Below are 16,102 nucleotides of genomic sequence, written 5' to 3' on the forward strand. Positions count from 1 at the left end.
AAGAAGGGGAAAAAATGTTTGACGTTTTGATAACATCATTAACTTTTATTTTGATTATTGTGATTGCATACTTTTTAAAAAAAGTGAAAGTTTTAAAAAAGAGTGATGCAAATATTTTAGCAACCATTATTATGAATGTGACATTGCCATGTGCTTTATTAACAAGTGCCAATGGAATTACATTAGATATGACAATTCTTATATTGATAGCTGTAGGTATTTTATCTAATGTTATTATGATTCTCGTTGGTTATGGATTTGCTTATAAAGAACGTCCTGTAATAAAAGGAACATATATGATTAATGTATCAGGATATAATATTGGGAATTTTGTATTGCCATTTGTTCAATCGTTTTTTCCTGGTATGGGAGTCGTTTATTTATGTTCTTTTGATATTGGAAATGCATTAATGGGATTAGGGATTACGTATGCTTTAGCCGATCATGTTGCCAGTGGTCAAAGTGATTTTCATTTAAAGGATGTTTTAAAAAAGCTTTTTTCTTCTATTCCATTTGATGTCTATTTATTGATTTTTATAATGGCTATATTTCAAATTGAATTTCCATCATATATTCTTTCTATGGCAACGACTATTGGCGCAGGAAATAGCTTTTTAGCCATGATGATGATTGGGTTAATGCTTGAAATCAAAGTCTCACATAGTGAAGCATATCATGTTATCAAAATTATAGTGTTAAGAATTGTTGGCACTTTGATTTTATCAGGTATCATTTTCATTGTATTACCATTGCCATTATTAGCTAAAGAAATATTAACTATGGCTCTTTGTGCCCCTTTATCAACAGTTTCAGCTGTGTTTAGTCAAAAAATTGGCTATAGTGGTGATATGCCTGCAACAGCAAATTCTTTAAGTATCATTATTTCTATTGTTTGTATGATTACATTGTTATTGATTTTTATTTAATCAAATGAAAGATATTCTAAATGAGTATCTTTTTTTTGAATTTATGGTACAATAAACGACAGGTGGTGAGAATATGACAGATATAAAATTATTAAAAACGACATCTCGACGTTTAGAAATTTTAGCTTCAATGAATATAACAACTTTGGAAGACTTGATTTATCAGTATCCTTATCGTTATGAAGTGATTGAAGAAAAATATCCCACTGATGAGGATGAACATCTGATTATTGAAGCGACTGTCATTTCACCAGTCAAGATTTTTTTTAAGGGTAAAATGTCTAGAATGAGTTTTGAAGTCGAAGATAAGTATTTACAACATTTTCAGGTGTCTATTTTTAATCGTCATTTTTTAAGGCAACATTTAAAGCTAGGAACAACCATAACAATCATTGGTAAATGCATCAATCATCGTATTACGGCATCTGATATTAAAATCAAGCCATTACAAGACATATCTGGTATTTATCCAGTCTATTCTTTAAAAGAAGGAATAACGCAAAAATCTTTTAGACAATATGTCAAAAAAGCATTGTCTTTATTAAATCATGAATTTGATGATTTTATTCCTGAAAAATACCGCATTCAACATCATCTGATTCGAAAGGAAAGTGCTTTATATTGTATTCATTTTCCAGAAAATAAAAAAGATGTTCAAGAAGCGTTGAAATATTTAAAATATGAAGAATTTTTAAAATTTCAATTAACAATGCAATTGATGAAGCAACAACGTACTCAAGAAATGGGGATTGCGAAAGATTTTGATGTAACACAATTACAATCATTGATATTATCATTGCCTTTTGCTCTTACCAAAGATCAACAGACGGCTATTAAAGAGATTGTAGAAGATTTAAAAAGTCCACAGATGATGTATCGCTTTTTACAGGGTGATGTTGGTAGTGGGAAAACAGTTGTCAGCTCTGTAGCTTTATATGCCAATTATTTAGCTGGTTATCAAGGGGCTTTAATGGCACCAACAGAAATTCTAGCGACTCAGCATTATCAGACATTAAGCCGTTTCTTTGAAAATACAGATGTCCATATAGAGTTATTAACAGGTTCATTGTCATTGAAAGAAAAAGAACGTGTTTATCAGGCTATCCAAAGTGGAGAGGCAGATATTGTGGTTGGGACACATGCTTTATTTCAAAAAAAAGTTGTTTATCACAATTTGGGATTTGTGATCACTGATGAACAGCATCGTTTTGGTGTTATGCAACGTAAGGCTTTAAAAAATAAAGGTCAGCAGGTTGATTTTTTAATTATGAGTGCAACACCTATACCACGTACGCTAGCTATTTCTATGTATGGTGATATGGATGTATCGACAATCAAAACAATGCCTCAAGGGCGCTTGCCAGTGACAACACAATATATTCACTCGTCTTCGATGAAGCCGATATTAAAACATTTAAAATCATATTTGGCTCAAGGAGGACAATGCTATGTGATATGTCCGTTAGTGGAGGATAGTGAAAATTTAGAAGCAAAGAGTGCCTCACAGATTGCTAAGGCTATGCAAAAGTATTTTCAAACTCAATACAATGTTGGATTATTACATGGACAGATGAAAGAAGACGAAAAAGAAAAAGTGATGAATGGCTTTTTGAATAACACAATTCAGATTTTAGTATCTACGACAGTTGTAGAAGTAGGAGTAGATGTTAAGAATGCAAATATGATGGTTATTTATAATGCAGAGCGATTTGGAATGAGTCAATTACATCAATTGCGTGGACGTATTGGGCGAGGACAGGAGCAGGCTTATTGTTATTTAATGAGTTCATCATCGTCAAAAGAAGCCATTGAACGATTGAAATATTTAGAAAAGAGTCACGATGGATTTGAAATATCATTGTATGATTTAAAACTTAGAGGACCTGGGGAAGTTTTAGGCCAACGACAAAGTGGTTTACCAACTTTTTTAGTTGCTGATATAATGAAAGATTTTCCTATTTTATCAATCGCAAGAAAAGATGCCGATGAAATTATACATGATTATATACAAAATCATGAATATCAGGGAATTGTATGTAAGATTCAAGAGAAATTACAGGTGAATAATGAATATGTTGATTAAATATGTTATACTATACAAACGAGGAGTGAAAGAATTATGTATAAGTTATCAATAGATGCTATGAGTGGTGATTTAGGAAGTTCTATCGTTGTAGAAGCTTGTGAAATGTTTATGAAAAATCATCATGATGTAGAACTTTATGTCACTGGAAAAAAAGAAGAATTAGAAACATTAACAAAATATGAAAATATTCATATTGTAGATGCCAGAGATGTTGTGAAAATGGACGATGGCATTATGTCTGTCCGTCGTAAAAAAGAATCAAGTATGGTAAAAGCTGTCATGATGGCACGAGAAGGTGTTGTTGATGGTGTGGTATCATGTGGTTCAACTGGTGCTTTTTATACAAGTGCTATGCTCTTTTTAAAACGTATTGAGGGTGTTGAAAAGTCTTGTCTGATGGTTATGATGCCTACATATAATGGCAAAGGTATGGCTATGCTTGATGTAGGAGCCAATGCTGAAAATACAGCTGAACAATTGTATGATTTTGCGATTATGGGGAATATTTATGCTAAAAATATAAGAGGAATCCAAGAACCTAAAGTTGCCTTATTAAATATTGGAACTGAATCTAAAAAAGGTGATGAAGCGCATCAGCAGGCATATCAGCTTTTACAGGCAAGTGACCGTTTGCGCTTTGTAGGAAATGTTGAGGGTCGAGATATTTTAAGTGGTGATTATGATGTTGTAGTCACTGATGGTTTTAGTGGTAATATTGCTTTAAAAACTTGTGAAGGGGTTGCTTCAACATTAATGAAAATGATCAAAGAAAGCATGATGTCTTCACTAAAAGGAAAAATAGGGGCATTATTAGCCAAATCTTCACTTTATAGTTTGAAAGAAAAATTTGATTACAAATCTGTTGGTGGTGCTTTAATGATGGGATTTGAAAAAGCAGTTGTAAAGGCACATGGAGCCAGTGATGCTAAAGCATTTTGTAATGCTATGGATTTAGCTTATCAGATGGTGAAAATGGATGTTGTAAGTCAAATGAAGGAAGGATTAAGTCAAAAATGAAAATATTAGATTTTTTACAGAAAGAAAATATACCATTTCATAACATTGCCATTTATAAAGAAGCATTTACACATGCTTCATATGCTAATGAATCGCATTATGTAAAAAAAGACTATGAACGTTTAGAATTTATGGGAGATGCTGTTTTACAGCTTTATGTTTCAGAGTTTTTATTTAATCTTTTTCCTGATGTTCCAGAAGGAACATTGACAACTTTACGTAGTAAACTCGTACGTGAAGAGTCATTAGCACGTTTCTCTAGAGAATTAGGTTTAGGAGAATTGCTATACTTAGGTGTTGGTGAAGAGAAAAGTGGTGGTAGAGAACGTGAAAGTGTTCTTGCCAATATTTTTGAATCATTTATAGGTGCATTATATTTAGATTGTGGTCACGATGAAGTTTTAAAGATATTACAACAAACTATATTCAAACATATCAACGATTTAGATTATGATGATATTACTGATTATAAAACAACTTTGCAGGAATTAATTCAAGCCGATCAGCGTCGTACTGTCACATATGAATTGTTAGAAACATCTGGTCCGTCTAATGCTCCAGAATTTAAAGTAGCTGTCATGATGGATGATATGTGTCTAGGTGTTGGGAAAGGAACAAGCAAAAAAAGAGCTGAACAGCAGGCAGCGAAGGATGCTTTAAATAAACTTGCGACAAAATAATGATGAAATGATGGATTTTGCCTAGATATCTTTTTCAAAAAAGCATAGTTTATTTTGGGAGTGATAATCATGTATAATCCATATATGTATGATGATGAAAGAGTCATAAATCCTCGTGTTGGAGAAATTGTTTTATATACGGTACACAAAGGTGATAATGTTTATCGTATTGCGAAAACATTAAATAGTGAAGTGGCATGGATTCAGGTTATGAATCAGCTTAATGATGATTTGTTGATTCATCCTCAACAAGAACTCTTGGTGCCAATTGTTTACCAAAAGGTTCCACCAATGCCACAGCCATTCCAAAGAGAAACTTATGATTTATATTTTTAAAAAAATGCATAAGATTTTCATTTGAGCAAAAACTATAAATAGGAGGTTTGAAAAATGAAGAAAATAATCATCCTATTTGTAGCTATGATGTTATGTGGATGTGCTCAAGAAAAACAAGTAGAAGAAAAATCACAATATAAAGATGGGACTTATACAACAACTGCTATGGGATATGGCGGAGAGTTTGAGGTTGAAACAACATTAAAAGATGATAAAATTCAGGATATTGTGATTAAAGAGCATAATGAAACACCATCTATTGGAGGTGTGGCTTTAGAACAAATGATTGACAACATGAAGAAAAAGAATCATTATGATGTTGATACCATTTCTGGAGCTACCAAATCTTCTCAAGCTTTAAAAGAAGCCGTTGCTAAGGCTTATGAAGAAGCTAAAAATGAATCTTAGTATTTTATATTGATCAAAAGTAGTTACAATAAAAGTGACTGCTTTTTTTGTTTATTGAAGAATAAATCTTTATTTTTTAGGAAAATTAGTATATGATAATGACAATGATAGGGGGCTAAATAATGGGAAAAAACTATGTTGGTTGTGAAAGAAATATCACTTTGATCATGGATTTTTATGAATTAACAATGGCTTATAATTATTTTAAATTAGGAAAACAAGATGAAATTGTTTATTTTGATATGTTTTATCGTAAAAATCCTGATCAGGGTGGTTTTGTTATTTTTGCGGGTTTACAGCAGTTAATTGAAGCAATTGAAAATATGCATTTTACTGATGGGGATATTGAATATTTAAGATCATTAAATGTCTTTGATGAAGATTTCTTTGCGTATCTCAAAGATTTTCATTTTACAGGAACTATCTTTTCAGTAAGAGAAGGGACACCAGTCTTTCCATATGAACCATTAATTACAGTGAAAGCTAAACTTATTGAAGCACAGTTGATAGAAACATTTTTATTAGTGACAATTAATCATCAATCTTTAATTGCAACAAAGGCTAGACGTATTGTACAGGAAGCAAAAGGGCGTGCTGTGATGGAATTTGGAGCACGTCGTGCTCAAGGATATGATGGTGCTCATTATGGGGCGCGAGCTGCTTATATTGGCGGAGTGGCTGGAAGTGCGACTGTATCTGCTGGAAAAGATTTTGGAATACCTGTATTAGGAACAATGGCACATTCATTTGTACAGTCTTTTGATTCGGAATATGAAGCATTTAAAGCTTATGCTCAAATTTATCCTGATAATTGCGTTTTACTTGTTGATACTTATGATACTTTAAAAAGTGGTGTTCCTCACGCTATACGCGTTGCTGAAGAGGTTTTAGCACCAATGGGGAAAAGATTAAAAGGAATTCGTTTAGACAGTGGAGATATTGCTTATTTAACTAAAAAAGCCAGAATGATGTTAGATGTTGCAGGATTGCATGACTGTAAAATTACAGTTTCTAATTCATTGGATGAGTATTTAATTCGTTCAGTGTTGGAACAAGGCGCTCAGATAGATTCATTTGGTGTAGGTGAAAATATGATAGTCTCTAAATCTTCACCAGTTTTTGGTGGTGTATATAAACTTGCTGCTATTGAAAAAGATGGAGAAATTATTCCTAAAATTAAAATATCTGAAAATACTGAAAAAATTACAAATCCAGGATTTAAAAAAGTTTATCGTTTAATTGAAAAAGAAACTCATAAAGCCATTGCTGATATTATTGCTTTCCATGATGAAGTTTTAGATGAAAATCAAGATCTTACAATTTATCATCAATTAGATGCATGGAAACATAAAACACTTTATGCTGGAACATATGAAATTCAACCATTGCAGACACTTGTGTTTGAAAATGGAAAAAATGTTTATCCATATTATTCTTTAGATGAAATTAGAGCATATTCTAATCAGCAAAAACAATTATTATGGGATGAAATTTTCCGTTTAGAATACCCTCATTTGTATTATGTTGATTTAACTCAAAAATTATTAGATTATAAGCTAAAAATGTTAGCGAAAGGAAAAAAAGGACATTAGTCCTTTCTTTTTAAAGGATTTTATTTATGATTATTACAGTTGTAGGATTAGGTGTTATTGGTGGTAGTTTTGTTAAAGCTTTAAAAGGAAAAGGATATGATGTTTATGGAGTGGATTGCGATCAGCAGACTTTAGAAATGGCGAAAGCTGAAGGATGTATTATTGAAGGGTATCTTGATGGACATCAGATTATTTCACAGAGTGATTTAACGATTATTTGTTTGTATCCATCAAAAGTTTTAGATTTTATTTCTGAACATACTTTTAAAAAAGGAAGTATTGTTACAGACGTTGTTGGTATTAAATCATATTTTTTAAATCAGGCTTTATCAAGAATAGATCAGGATGTCGAATATATTAGTGGTCATCCTATGGCTGGTCGTGAAAAAAAAGGCTATTTGTATGCCAGTCAGGAAGTTTTTCAAAATGCAAATTATATAGTTATTCAGCATGAACATAATCAGATAGATAAAATTGAATGGATGCGTCAATTTGTAGGACAACTAGGTTTTAAGAGTGTGAAAATCATGAGTCCTTATGATCATGATGAAATTATTTCCTATACATCACAATTACCACACACATTAGCTGTCGCATTGATGAATAGTGATGATGAAAAATATGAAACAGGTAAATATATTGGAGATTCATTTCGTGATTTAACGAGAATTGCTAATATCAATGCAGATTTATGGGCAGAACTTTTCTTTCATAATCGTGATTATTTATTGGTTTCTATGGAGCGTTTTGAAAAGCAATTTGATTTGTTAAAACAAGCTATTGCTTCAGGGGATGAAAAATCTTTAAAGGAAATGTTTTGTCAATCATCTAAGCGTAGAGAAAAGTTAGAAAAATAAGTCATCAAAAATTAAGAGAGTAGATTTATCAATGAAAAGATAAAGATACTCTTTTTTTAAAAAAAATATATATTTTAGAGAATAAAAAAGCTTTGAATTTAAGAAGTAAAATTAAAATATGGAGTCAAATGAGAGCAATCATTTGTAAAAAAAACGAAAAAAGGTATTGCATAAATGTGGAAAATATTATATACTAGGTGAGCAACGAGTTAAGGAAGTTGGTTCCATAGCCAAGTTGGTAAGGCTACAGACTGCAACTCTGTCATCGTCGGTTCGAGTCCGGCTGGAACCTCCAACTGCCCAGGTGGCGAAATTGGTAGACGCACAGGACTTAAAATCCTGCGGACCTTAAAATCCGTGCCGGTTCGACTCCGGCCCTGGGCACCATTCAAAAAAAGATTTTGAAAAAAATGAAAAAAAGTGTTGCAATTGAATAAGAAATGTGATATTATTGAATGGCACTGTTAAGAGGCGCTAGTAGCTCAACTGGATAGAGTGCTTGACTACGGATCAAGAGGTTGTGGGTTCGATTCCTGCCTAGCGCGCCAATCAAATATACGAACGGGAAGTAGCACAGCTTGGTAGTGCACCTGGTTTGGGACCAGGGGGTCGCAGGTTCGAATCCTGTCTTCCCGACCATTGTAATGGGGCTTTAGCTCAGCTGGGAGAGCGCCTGCTTTGCACGCAGGAGGTCAGCGGTTCGATCCCGCTAAGCTCCACCATTATGTTGCGGAGGTTTACCCAAGTCCGGCTGAAGGGATCGGTCTTGAAAACCGACAGGGGATGAAAGTCCCGCGGGGGTTCGAATCCCTCAACCTCCGCCATTTATTAAATTTCATATCGCGGGATGGAGCAGTCTGGTAGCTCGTCGGGCTCATAACCCGAAGGTCGTTGGTTCAAATCCTTCTCCCGCAACCAAATGGTCTGGTAGTTCAGTTGGTTAGAATGCCGCCCTGTCACGGCGGAGGTCGCGGGTTCGAGCCCCGTCCAGACCGCCATTTGTTTTGGTTCCGTAGCTCAGTCGGTAGAGCAGAGGACTGAAAATCCTCGTGTCGCTGGTTCGATTCCGGCCGGAACCACCATTTTTATCAAAAACGATTCACTACATGGCGGGGTAGCTCAGTTGGCTAGAGCAATCGGTTCATACCCGGTGGGTCGGGGGTTCGAATCCCTTCCCCGCTACCATTAAGTTTAATAGTGGTGAATACCACTTTTTATTTTACTTGGACCCTTAGCTCAGTTGGTTAGAGCTATCGGCTCATAACCGATCGGTCGAAGGTTCGAGTCCTTCAGGGTCCACCAAGATGTATGCAACCTCTTTATGAGGTTTTTTTATTTTTTTATATTATAATTTGTGTTATGATATTTTTATGATATTCATATATATTTCATAACAATGTTATATATTGATATAAAAGTAGGTGATTTGATGGATGATATGAAATATATGGGGTTAACATATCAACAGGTAGATGAACGTAAGCAACGAGGGCTTATTAATATATCACATGATAATATTTCAAAAACAAAAAAACAAATTGTTTTAGAACATACTTTGACTTATTTCAACTGTTTAAATGTTTTTTTAGCAGCCATTATTATTTCTACTGGTCGTTGGACCAATTTAACCTTTATGGTTGTCATCTTTATTAATGCTTTTATTGGTATTTATCAGGAGTTTAAGGTTAAGAAAATTATTGATCAGTTAACTGTTGTGACAGTTAAGAAAGTAAAAGTTATAAGAAATCAAGAAGAAATCATTATTCCTACGGAAGAATTGGTTTTAGATGATATTGTTTTTTTAGAAATGGGTAATCAAATAGGAAGTGACTGTATCGTTTTAAGTTCGCAGGGAATGGAAGTTAATGAAGCTATGTTAACTGGTGAATCTGAACCTGTTAAGAAGTATAAAGATGATGAGTTACTTTCAGGTAGTTTTGTAGTTGCCGGAAGTGCTTATGCGAAGGTTATTCGTGTAGGGAATGATAATTATTCCACTAAGCTTGTTCATAAAGCGAAAAATAAAAATAAAGCTTCTTCTGAAATGAAAGATTCTATTGAAAAAGTGATTAAAGTTTTAAGTGTTGTGATTATTCCAGTTGGTATCGTATTGTTTTTTTCACAACGTAGTGCCTTTCCAAATGATTTAGCCAGTGCCATTGTCAAAACTGTAGCTGGTGTCGTTGGAATGATTCCTGAAGGTTTGGTTTTATTAACAAGTTTATCATTTATCATTGGTGTTGGAAAATTGGCGCGTAAAAAGGCCTTGATTCAAGAAATGGAAGCTATTGAAGCTTTAGCAAGGGTAGATGTCTTATGCTTAGATAAAACAGGAACCATTACAACAGGTGAACTCAAAGTTGAAGAAGTGATACCTGTTGAGGCATATCGTTTAAAGGAAATAGAATATATTATGGGTGTGATGGCTCATGAGTTTGATGATGTCAATGCAACGCAATTAGCATTGCAAGACTATTTCTTTAAACAAGACAACGTTATTGTGAATAAACGTATTCCTTTTTCATCTCAAAGAAAGATGCGTGCCTTAAGTATTCAAGGAAATGGTAACTATGTCTTAGGAGCACCAGAATTTTTATTACCATCAGATCATGTTGTTTTAAATCAGGCTGATGAATACGCCCAAAAGGGATTTCGTGTTCTTTTGTTAGGAAAAACAGATTTGATTAATGAACAAGAATCAAGGATTGGTCAAGTTAAGCCAATCGCACTTATTATTATTTATGATTGTATTCGTCCTGAAGCTAAAGAAACATTACATTTCTTTGAAAATGCAAGTGTGGATATACGGATATTATCAGGAGATAATCCAGCAACTGTATCTCGTGTTGCTCAATTAGCTGGATTAAAGAATGGTCATCTCTATATTGATGCTTCAACATTACCTGAAGATGATATGGAATTAGAAAATATTGTTGCACATTATCATGTTTTTGGTCGTGTTAAACCAGAACAGAAACAGCGTATTATTAAAGCACTACAGGTAAATGAGCATGTTGTTGGAATGGTTGGAGATGGAGTAAATGATGTTCTGGCACTTAAAGATGCTGATTGTGGTATCGCTATGGCCGCGGGAAGTGATGCTGCTAAACAGGCTGCACATATTGTTTTATTAGATTCTTCTTTCGCATCTATGGTTGATATTGTGAAAGAGGGGAGAGCTATTATTGCAGATATTGAAAGAGTCAGCTCACTTTATTTAACCAAAACAATTTATTCAACAGTATTAGCCTTGATTTTTGCGGTTTTAAGAATGAGTTATCCATTTACACCATTACAGTTAAGTTTAATTAGTGGTTTAGCAATCGGTTTACCTAGTTTCTTGTTGACTCTGGAACGTTCATCGTCTTTATCATCACAAGGTTTTTTGAAACATGTCATTTCGACAGCTTTGCCTTGTGCCCTGACTATGATCATTTATATGCTGGCCATTACCTGGATTGGAAAAGAATTCCATTTTGATGCTAAAATGTTATCTACATATTATTATTTAGTTGCTGGTTTTATCAGTTTTCTGGTCGTTTTTGTTGTATGTTTGCCATGGAATCGTATAAGAGTCATTGTTACGAGTACGATTACAGTTGTTTTTTATCTCATATTGATGATAATGCATGATTTCTTTGAGATTTATTCACTTTTCTCAAAATCATTAATTTTCATTATTCCAATATGTTTGAGCAGTATTTTTGTATTATTGATTTTAAAAAAAGCAATTGTCCTTTTATATCAACACTTTGAATGTCATTAACGTAATAATTTTAAATTATAAACTGAAATGTGTGTTTTATCTTTAGATAAAATTTGTTGACATTGTTCTTTGGCCAAATCAAAGAGCTTATAAGGATGAATATTAATGGTTGATACATAAGCACCACATTTGATTTGAAATGAACATGTATGATGTAAGTATTCAAATGTTTTGTTTTTCAAATATGAATGAAATTGAATAAAAGCAATTTCAATCAGTTCTTCATTTGTATTAAACATAACTAAAAAGAAGAAGTTCGATCTTTCATAATAGAGGTGAGCATCACCGAAATCAAAGAATTCACTCATTTTTGTTGCTAAATGTTTTGAGATATGAAAATAAAGTTGAGGATATTCTTCAATATGATATGGTACAATTTGATATTCAATATATATTCCTGTTAAAAAGCGTACAGTAGAAGGAATATGTAACTGTTTAAAGAAAGGATATAGATTTTTTTGATAATCAATATGCTGATAGGAAAAATCTGGATCTAAAATTGGAAATTGATATTGATTATTCGTTGAATCATATATATGCATTTTTAATCACCATGATTAACTTTAACATGTTTTCAATAAGAAAAATGTCGATTGTTGTCATGAATTGTATAAATAAGTCCTGAATGGACTTATTTTTATTTATAAACATATAAATGAATAGGTGAGTCTATGGATAAAAAACAATACCTTATCATTGGGTTTGGTTTATTAATATATATCATTATTTTAAAATATATGTTTTCTTTACTTTTTCCATTTATATTAGCTATTCTCTGTTTTTTTGTTTTAAAGCCATTGATTGATCGTATTCAACAGTATATTCCATTACAAAAAAGTGCTATAGGTATTTCTTTGCTATTATTTATTTATCTTGCTTTAGCATTCCTTTTGGGCATATTAATAACAGCTTTATTTTGTTTATGTGTCCACTTTTTTCAACAATTGCCTGTGTATTATGATTCTATTTTTTTACCCTTTATATATAAAATAACAAAACTTTTAGAAAATATTTTTTCTTTTGTATCTCAAGATTTTGTAATCATCTTTCAAAACTGGATTAATCAGAATATGCTTGACTTCATATCCTTTGCATCATCTTTTATTAAATCTATTCCTTCATTTCTTTTATCTTTCTTCATATTTGTGATTTCTACATTTTTTCTTGTTTTAGATTATGAAGATATGAAAGATTGTTTTTTACGACTCTTACAAAAAAAGACATGTTTTCAACTTGTACAGTTTAAAAATAGAGTCTTAAAAAGTTTATGGATTTACATGAAATGTCAGATTATTTTAATGTTTGTAACATTTTTAATTTTATTGATTGCTTTTCTTATTTTAAAGATTGATTCACCGTTACTTTATGCTTTTACAATTTGTTTGCTGGACAGTTTGCCATTTATTGGAATTGGAATTATTTTAATTCCTATGATGGTTTTATATTTATTTCAAGGGGCATATATGAAGGCAGTTTATTTATTTTGCTTATATTTGATTATTAATATGATACGTAGTTTTCTTGAACCTCATATCATGAATAAAGAGATGAAAATTCCTGCTTTTTTATTATTGGTATCTATGGTTCTGCATATTCATTTTTTTGGTATAGCTGGCGTTATTCTTTCACCCATTCATATGAGTTTTATTTATCAGTATTTTCATAAAAGTGAGGATTTGATATAATAAACTCTAGGAAGGTGATGGTTATGAATAAAAAATATTTTTTCTTTGATATAGATGGAACACTTACAAATAAGCAAACAGGTGAATTGATACCTAGTGCAAAAACAACAATCAAAAAATTACAGGACAATGGTCATTTTGTATGTATTGCGACAGGAAGAGCTTATTATAAAACAAAAGAATTTGCGAATGAAGCAGGATTTCACCATATTGTAAGTAATGGAGGCGCTGCTATTACAATTAATGATCAGCTTATTGAAAATAAACCTTTGGATCGTCAAAAAGCTATTGCGTTATGTCAGGAAGCTCATCAAAAAGGATTTGGACTTCTTATTTCACCTAATGATAGTATTGATGTTATTATGAATGATGAATTATTTATTCAACAGGTTGGATATAGAAAAGAACCAACTAGATATTTCTTTGATTCATCATTAACTTATCAGGGTATTCAAGATTATTATAAAATTTATATTGCTGTGGATGAAAAACATGAACATGAATTAACACTTCTTGATTCAATTGGACATATTCGTTTTATGAAAGAATATTTAACATATCAGCATGATGCTAAAGATGAAGGAATTTTCAAAATGTTAGAGTATGTGCATGGTCAAGCTGAAGATGTCGTTGTTTTTGGGGATGATTATAATGATTTGATTATGTTTAAACCAGAATGGACATCAATTGCAATGGGAAATGCCTGTCAAGAATTGAAAGATAAAGCAAGTTTTATTACAAAAGCAAGTTATGAAAATGGTATTGAATATGCCTGTCAATATTTTGGATGGATTTAAATAGTTATTTATTGTATACAATTATACAAAATAGTGATATAATGGACTTAATATAGAAAAAGGGGTGAGAATCTATGAATGATCAAATCCAAGATTTTTTTGAAAAGTCCTTAGTTGAAAATCATATAGATAATGAACTTTATCAAACTTATTCTGTGAAAAAAGGTTTACGTAATGAAGATGGTACAGGAGTATTGGTTGGATTAACTAAAATTTCTGATGTTGTTGGATATAAAATCCAAGATGGAGAAAAAACAGATGATTATGGAAGTCTTTATTATCGTGGTATTAATGTTGAAGACATTATAAATGGTCAAAGAAAAGAGAAAAGATATTTATTTGAAGAAGTGTGTTTTTTAATTCTTTTTGGTTATTTGCCTTCATATGATGAGTTTGAAAAATTCAAAAAAGTTTTAAGTGATCGTTATGAATTGCCTCCACATTATTTAGAGGCCAATATCTTAGGATTTCCAGCTAAAAATTTAATGAATAAATTACAGCAGGAAGTATTGATGTTATATGGTTATGATGATGATCCTGATAATACAAGTATAATAGAAACTCTTAATAAGGGAATTGATTTATTGGCTAAGATTCCAAGTATTGTCTGTTATACATATCAGACAAAAGTTCATTATTTTGATGAAAAGAGTTTGGTTATTCATCATGTTCAAAAAGATTTAAGTATTGCTGAAACGATTTTATCTTTATTGAGAAATGACGGAAAATTTACTCAAAAAGAAGCAGAAGCTTTAGATATTGCATTGGTTTTACATGCAGACCATGGTGGAGGAAATAACTCTACATTTACCAATGTCGTTATTTCTTCAACTGGAACAGATATATATTCTTCAGTAGCTGGAGCAATTGGTTCTTTAAAAGGACCACGTCATGGAGGAGCAAATTTAGCTGTAAAAAAACAAATGGAAAACGTTATTGAAGAAATATCATTAGATGCAACTGATGATCAAATAAAAATGATTATTAATCGTATTTTGGATAAAGATTTCAATGATGGCAGTGGTCTTGTTTATGGAATTGGGCATGCTGTTTATACATTAAGTGATCCTCGTAGTGAGATGTTAAGTCAAATCTGTGAGGAATTGGCCATTGAAAAAGGGCGTCATCAGGAATATTTATTTTATAAACGTTTTGGTGAAATTGCTGTTCAAGAAATTTATCAACGAAAAGGAATCCATGTCTGTACGAATGTCGACTTTTATAGTGGGCTTGTTTACAATATGTTGAATATACCGAGTGATCTTTATACATTATTATTTGTTGTTGCAAGAACAGTAGGGTGGATCGCACATAATGTAGAAAACAAATTATATTCAAATCGTATTATCAGACCAGCTACAAAATATGTTGGGACATTAAAAGACTATCAGCCAATTGAAAAGCGTAAATAAAAAGCAAGTCTAAGCTTGCTTTTCTTTTTGCATTTTTAAACGATATGTTAATGATGATGGATGCTTTTTGCCAATAGCAATATAAATAAGAATAGATAAAATATTTGCTATAGCAATGATGGCAAACATATAATTATATCCAATCATATCAATCAAAACACCAGCGATTCCTCCACCTAAACCAATTCCCATATCATAAGCGCATAGAAATGTTGAATTGGCTGCACCTCTTCTTTGAGGTGGTGCAATACTCACGGCCATAGACTGTAAGGCGGGTTCAATTCCTCCAAAGGCATAACCAGAAAGGGCTGCTGAAAGAAGAAAAGTGATGTTATGAGGTATGAAGGCTATCAGGAATAATGCAATAAACCTACACATATGACATGTATAAACAAAGATAGCTTCGCCTTTTTGATCGGCCACTTTTCCTATGAAAATTCTTGTTAAGAATAACATCACAGCCATAATTGTAAAATATATTCCACCTTTAAATGACAAAAAAAGGCATAAGTCCATAATCTGGACTTACGTCTTTTTTGC

At 32.2% G+C, this 16,102-nt stretch carries 14 protein-coding genes and 11 tRNA genes; 23 read left to right on the top strand and 2 right to left on the bottom strand.

Annotated elements, in window-relative coordinates; all coding sequences use genetic code 11:
- The first annotated feature begins 14 nt into the window (after window positions 1-14).
- The 20 genes from E0K96_RS05810 (at window position 15) to E0K96_RS05905 (ending at window position 11,668) form a co-directional block, all read left to right on the top strand.
- The gene (locus tag E0K96_RS05810) at window positions 15-926 is read left to right on the top strand and encodes an AEC family transporter (protein WP_168081843.1); all 912 of its coding nucleotides are present in this window, start codon (window positions 15-17) and stop codon (window positions 924-926) included.
- A gap of 73 nt (window positions 927-999) precedes the next feature.
- The gene (gene recG / locus E0K96_RS05815; RefSeq protein WP_168081845.1) at window positions 1,000-3,009 is read left to right on the top strand and encodes an ATP-dependent DNA helicase RecG; all 2,010 of its coding nucleotides are present in this window, start codon (window positions 1,000-1,002) and stop codon (window positions 3,007-3,009) included.
- A gap of 36 nt (window positions 3,010-3,045) precedes the next feature.
- The gene (plsX, locus tag E0K96_RS05820; RefSeq protein WP_168081847.1) at window positions 3,046-4,029 is read left to right on the top strand and encodes a phosphate acyltransferase PlsX; all 984 of its coding nucleotides are present in this window, start codon (window positions 3,046-3,048) and stop codon (window positions 4,027-4,029) included.
- A complete protein-coding gene (rnc, locus tag E0K96_RS05825; protein ID WP_087242834.1) occupies window positions 4,026-4,709 on the top strand; it encodes a ribonuclease III in 684 nt (227 codons plus the stop codon). The genes plsX and rnc overlap by 4 nt, the downstream gene beginning before the upstream one ends.
- Before the next feature lie 69 nt (window positions 4,710-4,778).
- Window positions 4,779-5,045: a LysM peptidoglycan-binding domain-containing protein gene (locus E0K96_RS05830; RefSeq protein ID WP_087242832.1), complete on the top strand. Its 267-nt coding sequence runs from the start codon at window positions 4,779-4,781 to the stop codon at window positions 5,043-5,045.
- A 54-nt stretch (window positions 5,046-5,099) separates the two neighbouring features.
- Window positions 5,100-5,453 (top strand): FMN-binding protein, encoded by a 354-nt coding sequence (locus E0K96_RS05835; protein WP_087303700.1) that lies wholly within the window; start codon window positions 5,100-5,102, stop codon window positions 5,451-5,453.
- A gap of 122 nt (window positions 5,454-5,575) precedes the next feature.
- Window positions 5,576-7,045 carry a nicotinate phosphoribosyltransferase gene (locus E0K96_RS05840; RefSeq protein WP_168081849.1) on the top strand — a complete coding sequence of 490 codons (1,470 nt, stop codon included), beginning with the start codon at window positions 5,576-5,578 and terminating at the stop codon, window positions 7,043-7,045.
- 26 nt (window positions 7,046-7,071) lie between these two features.
- Window positions 7,072-7,902 carry a prephenate dehydrogenase gene (locus tag E0K96_RS05845; protein ID WP_168081851.1) on the top strand — a complete coding sequence of 277 codons (831 nt, stop codon included), beginning with the start codon at window positions 7,072-7,074 and terminating at the stop codon, window positions 7,900-7,902.
- A 220-nt stretch (window positions 7,903-8,122) separates the two neighbouring features.
- Window positions 8,123-8,197, top strand: a tRNA-Cys gene (locus E0K96_RS05850).
- 3 nt (window positions 8,198-8,200) lie between these two features.
- Window positions 8,201-8,289, top strand: a tRNA-Leu gene (locus tag E0K96_RS05855).
- Between the two features lie 84 nt (window positions 8,290-8,373).
- A tRNA-Arg gene (locus E0K96_RS05860) sits at window positions 8,374-8,450 on the top strand.
- 14 nt (window positions 8,451-8,464) lie between these two features.
- A tRNA-Pro gene (locus tag E0K96_RS05865) sits at window positions 8,465-8,541 on the top strand.
- Between the two features lie 7 nt (window positions 8,542-8,548).
- Window positions 8,549-8,624 (top strand) — tRNA-Ala (locus E0K96_RS05870).
- Window positions 8,625-8,633: 9 nt separating this feature from the next.
- Window positions 8,634-8,726, top strand: a tRNA-Ser gene (locus E0K96_RS05875).
- 17 nt (window positions 8,727-8,743) lie between these two features.
- Window positions 8,744-8,820, top strand: a tRNA-Met gene (locus tag E0K96_RS05880).
- A 3-nt stretch (window positions 8,821-8,823) separates the two neighbouring features.
- Window positions 8,824-8,900 (top strand) — tRNA-Asp (locus E0K96_RS05885).
- Between the two features lie 8 nt (window positions 8,901-8,908).
- Window positions 8,909-8,984, top strand: a tRNA-Phe gene (locus E0K96_RS05890).
- 26 nt (window positions 8,985-9,010) lie between these two features.
- Window positions 9,011-9,087 (top strand) — tRNA-Met (locus tag E0K96_RS05895).
- 40 nt (window positions 9,088-9,127) lie between these two features.
- A tRNA-Ile gene (locus tag E0K96_RS05900) sits at window positions 9,128-9,204 on the top strand.
- A gap of 127 nt (window positions 9,205-9,331) precedes the next feature.
- Entirely contained in the window at window positions 9,332-11,668 is a 2,337-nt protein-coding gene (locus E0K96_RS05905; protein ID WP_168081853.1) for an HAD-IC family P-type ATPase, read from the top strand.
- On the opposite strand, the gene E0K96_RS05910 is transcribed toward E0K96_RS05905, so the two are convergent.
- A complete protein-coding gene (locus tag E0K96_RS05910) occupies window positions 11,665-12,210 on the bottom strand; it encodes a hypothetical protein (protein WP_168081855.1) in 546 nt (181 codons plus the stop codon). The two genes, E0K96_RS05905 and E0K96_RS05910, sit on opposite strands and share 4 nt — an antisense overlap.
- A 129-nt stretch (window positions 12,211-12,339) precedes the next feature.
- Here E0K96_RS05910 and E0K96_RS05915 point away from each other — a divergent pair, with 129 nt between their 5' ends.
- The 3 genes from E0K96_RS05915 (at window position 12,340) to E0K96_RS05925 (ending at window position 15,562) form a co-directional block, all read left to right on the top strand.
- Window positions 12,340-13,353 carry an AI-2E family transporter gene (locus tag E0K96_RS05915; RefSeq protein ID WP_168081857.1) on the top strand — a complete coding sequence of 338 codons (1,014 nt, stop codon included), beginning with the start codon at window positions 12,340-12,342 and terminating at the stop codon, window positions 13,351-13,353.
- 23 nt (window positions 13,354-13,376) lie between these two features.
- Window positions 13,377-14,150, top strand: coding sequence for an HAD-IIB family hydrolase (locus E0K96_RS05920; RefSeq protein WP_168081859.1), 774 nt, complete (start codon window positions 13,377-13,379; stop codon window positions 14,148-14,150).
- 74 nt (window positions 14,151-14,224) lie between these two features.
- A complete protein-coding gene (locus tag E0K96_RS05925; protein ID WP_087242750.1) occupies window positions 14,225-15,562 on the top strand; it encodes a citrate synthase in 1,338 nt (445 codons plus the stop codon).
- Window positions 15,563-15,571: 9 nt separating this feature from the next.
- Here E0K96_RS05925 and E0K96_RS05930 read toward each other — a convergent pair whose 3' ends face one another.
- On the bottom strand, window positions 15,572-16,078 hold the full coding sequence (locus E0K96_RS05930; protein ID WP_206080606.1) for an MFS transporter: 507 nt from the start codon (window positions 16,076-16,078) through the stop codon (window positions 15,572-15,574).
- Window positions 16,079-16,102: the final 24 nt, after the last annotated feature.

Source organism: Massilimicrobiota sp. SW1139 (assembly GCF_012027715.1).
GTDB lineage: Bacteria > Bacillota_I > Bacilli_A > Erysipelotrichales > Coprobacillaceae > Allocoprobacillus > Allocoprobacillus merdigallinarum.

Excerpts from the sequence above, each read along its gene's own strand:
- E0K96_RS05810 (WP_168081843.1), top strand. The coding sequence starts at position 15 with ATGTTTGACGTTTTGATAACATCATTAACTTTTATTTTGATTATTGTG.
- recG (WP_168081845.1), top strand. The coding sequence starts at position 1,000 with ATGACAGATATAAAATTATTAAAAACGACATCTCGACGTTTAGAAATT.
- plsX (WP_168081847.1), top strand. The coding sequence starts at position 3,046 with ATGTATAAGTTATCAATAGATGCTATGAGTGGTGATTTAGGAAGTTCT.
- rnc (WP_087242834.1), top strand. The coding sequence starts at position 4,026 with ATGAAAATATTAGATTTTTTACAGAAAGAAAATATACCATTTCATAAC.
- E0K96_RS05830 (WP_087242832.1), top strand. The coding sequence starts at position 4,779 with ATGTATAATCCATATATGTATGATGATGAAAGAGTCATAAATCCTCGT.
- E0K96_RS05835 (WP_087303700.1), top strand. The coding sequence starts at position 5,100 with ATGAAGAAAATAATCATCCTATTTGTAGCTATGATGTTATGTGGATGT.
- E0K96_RS05840 (WP_168081849.1), top strand. The coding sequence starts at position 5,576 with ATGGGAAAAAACTATGTTGGTTGTGAAAGAAATATCACTTTGATCATG.
- E0K96_RS05845 (WP_168081851.1), top strand. The coding sequence starts at position 7,072 with ATGATTATTACAGTTGTAGGATTAGGTGTTATTGGTGGTAGTTTTGTT.
- E0K96_RS05905 (WP_168081853.1), top strand. The coding sequence starts at position 9,332 with ATGGATGATATGAAATATATGGGGTTAACATATCAACAGGTAGATGAA.
- E0K96_RS05910 (WP_168081855.1), bottom strand. The coding sequence starts at position 12,210 with ATGCATATATATGATTCAACGAATAATCAATATCAATTTCCAATTTTA.
- E0K96_RS05915 (WP_168081857.1), top strand. The coding sequence starts at position 12,340 with ATGGATAAAAAACAATACCTTATCATTGGGTTTGGTTTATTAATATAT.
- E0K96_RS05920 (WP_168081859.1), top strand. The coding sequence starts at position 13,377 with ATGAATAAAAAATATTTTTTCTTTGATATAGATGGAACACTTACAAAT.
- E0K96_RS05925 (WP_087242750.1), top strand. The coding sequence starts at position 14,225 with ATGAATGATCAAATCCAAGATTTTTTTGAAAAGTCCTTAGTTGAAAAT.
- E0K96_RS05930 (WP_206080606.1), bottom strand. The coding sequence starts at position 16,078 with ATGGACTTATGCCTTTTTTTGTCATTTAAAGGTGGAATATATTTTACA.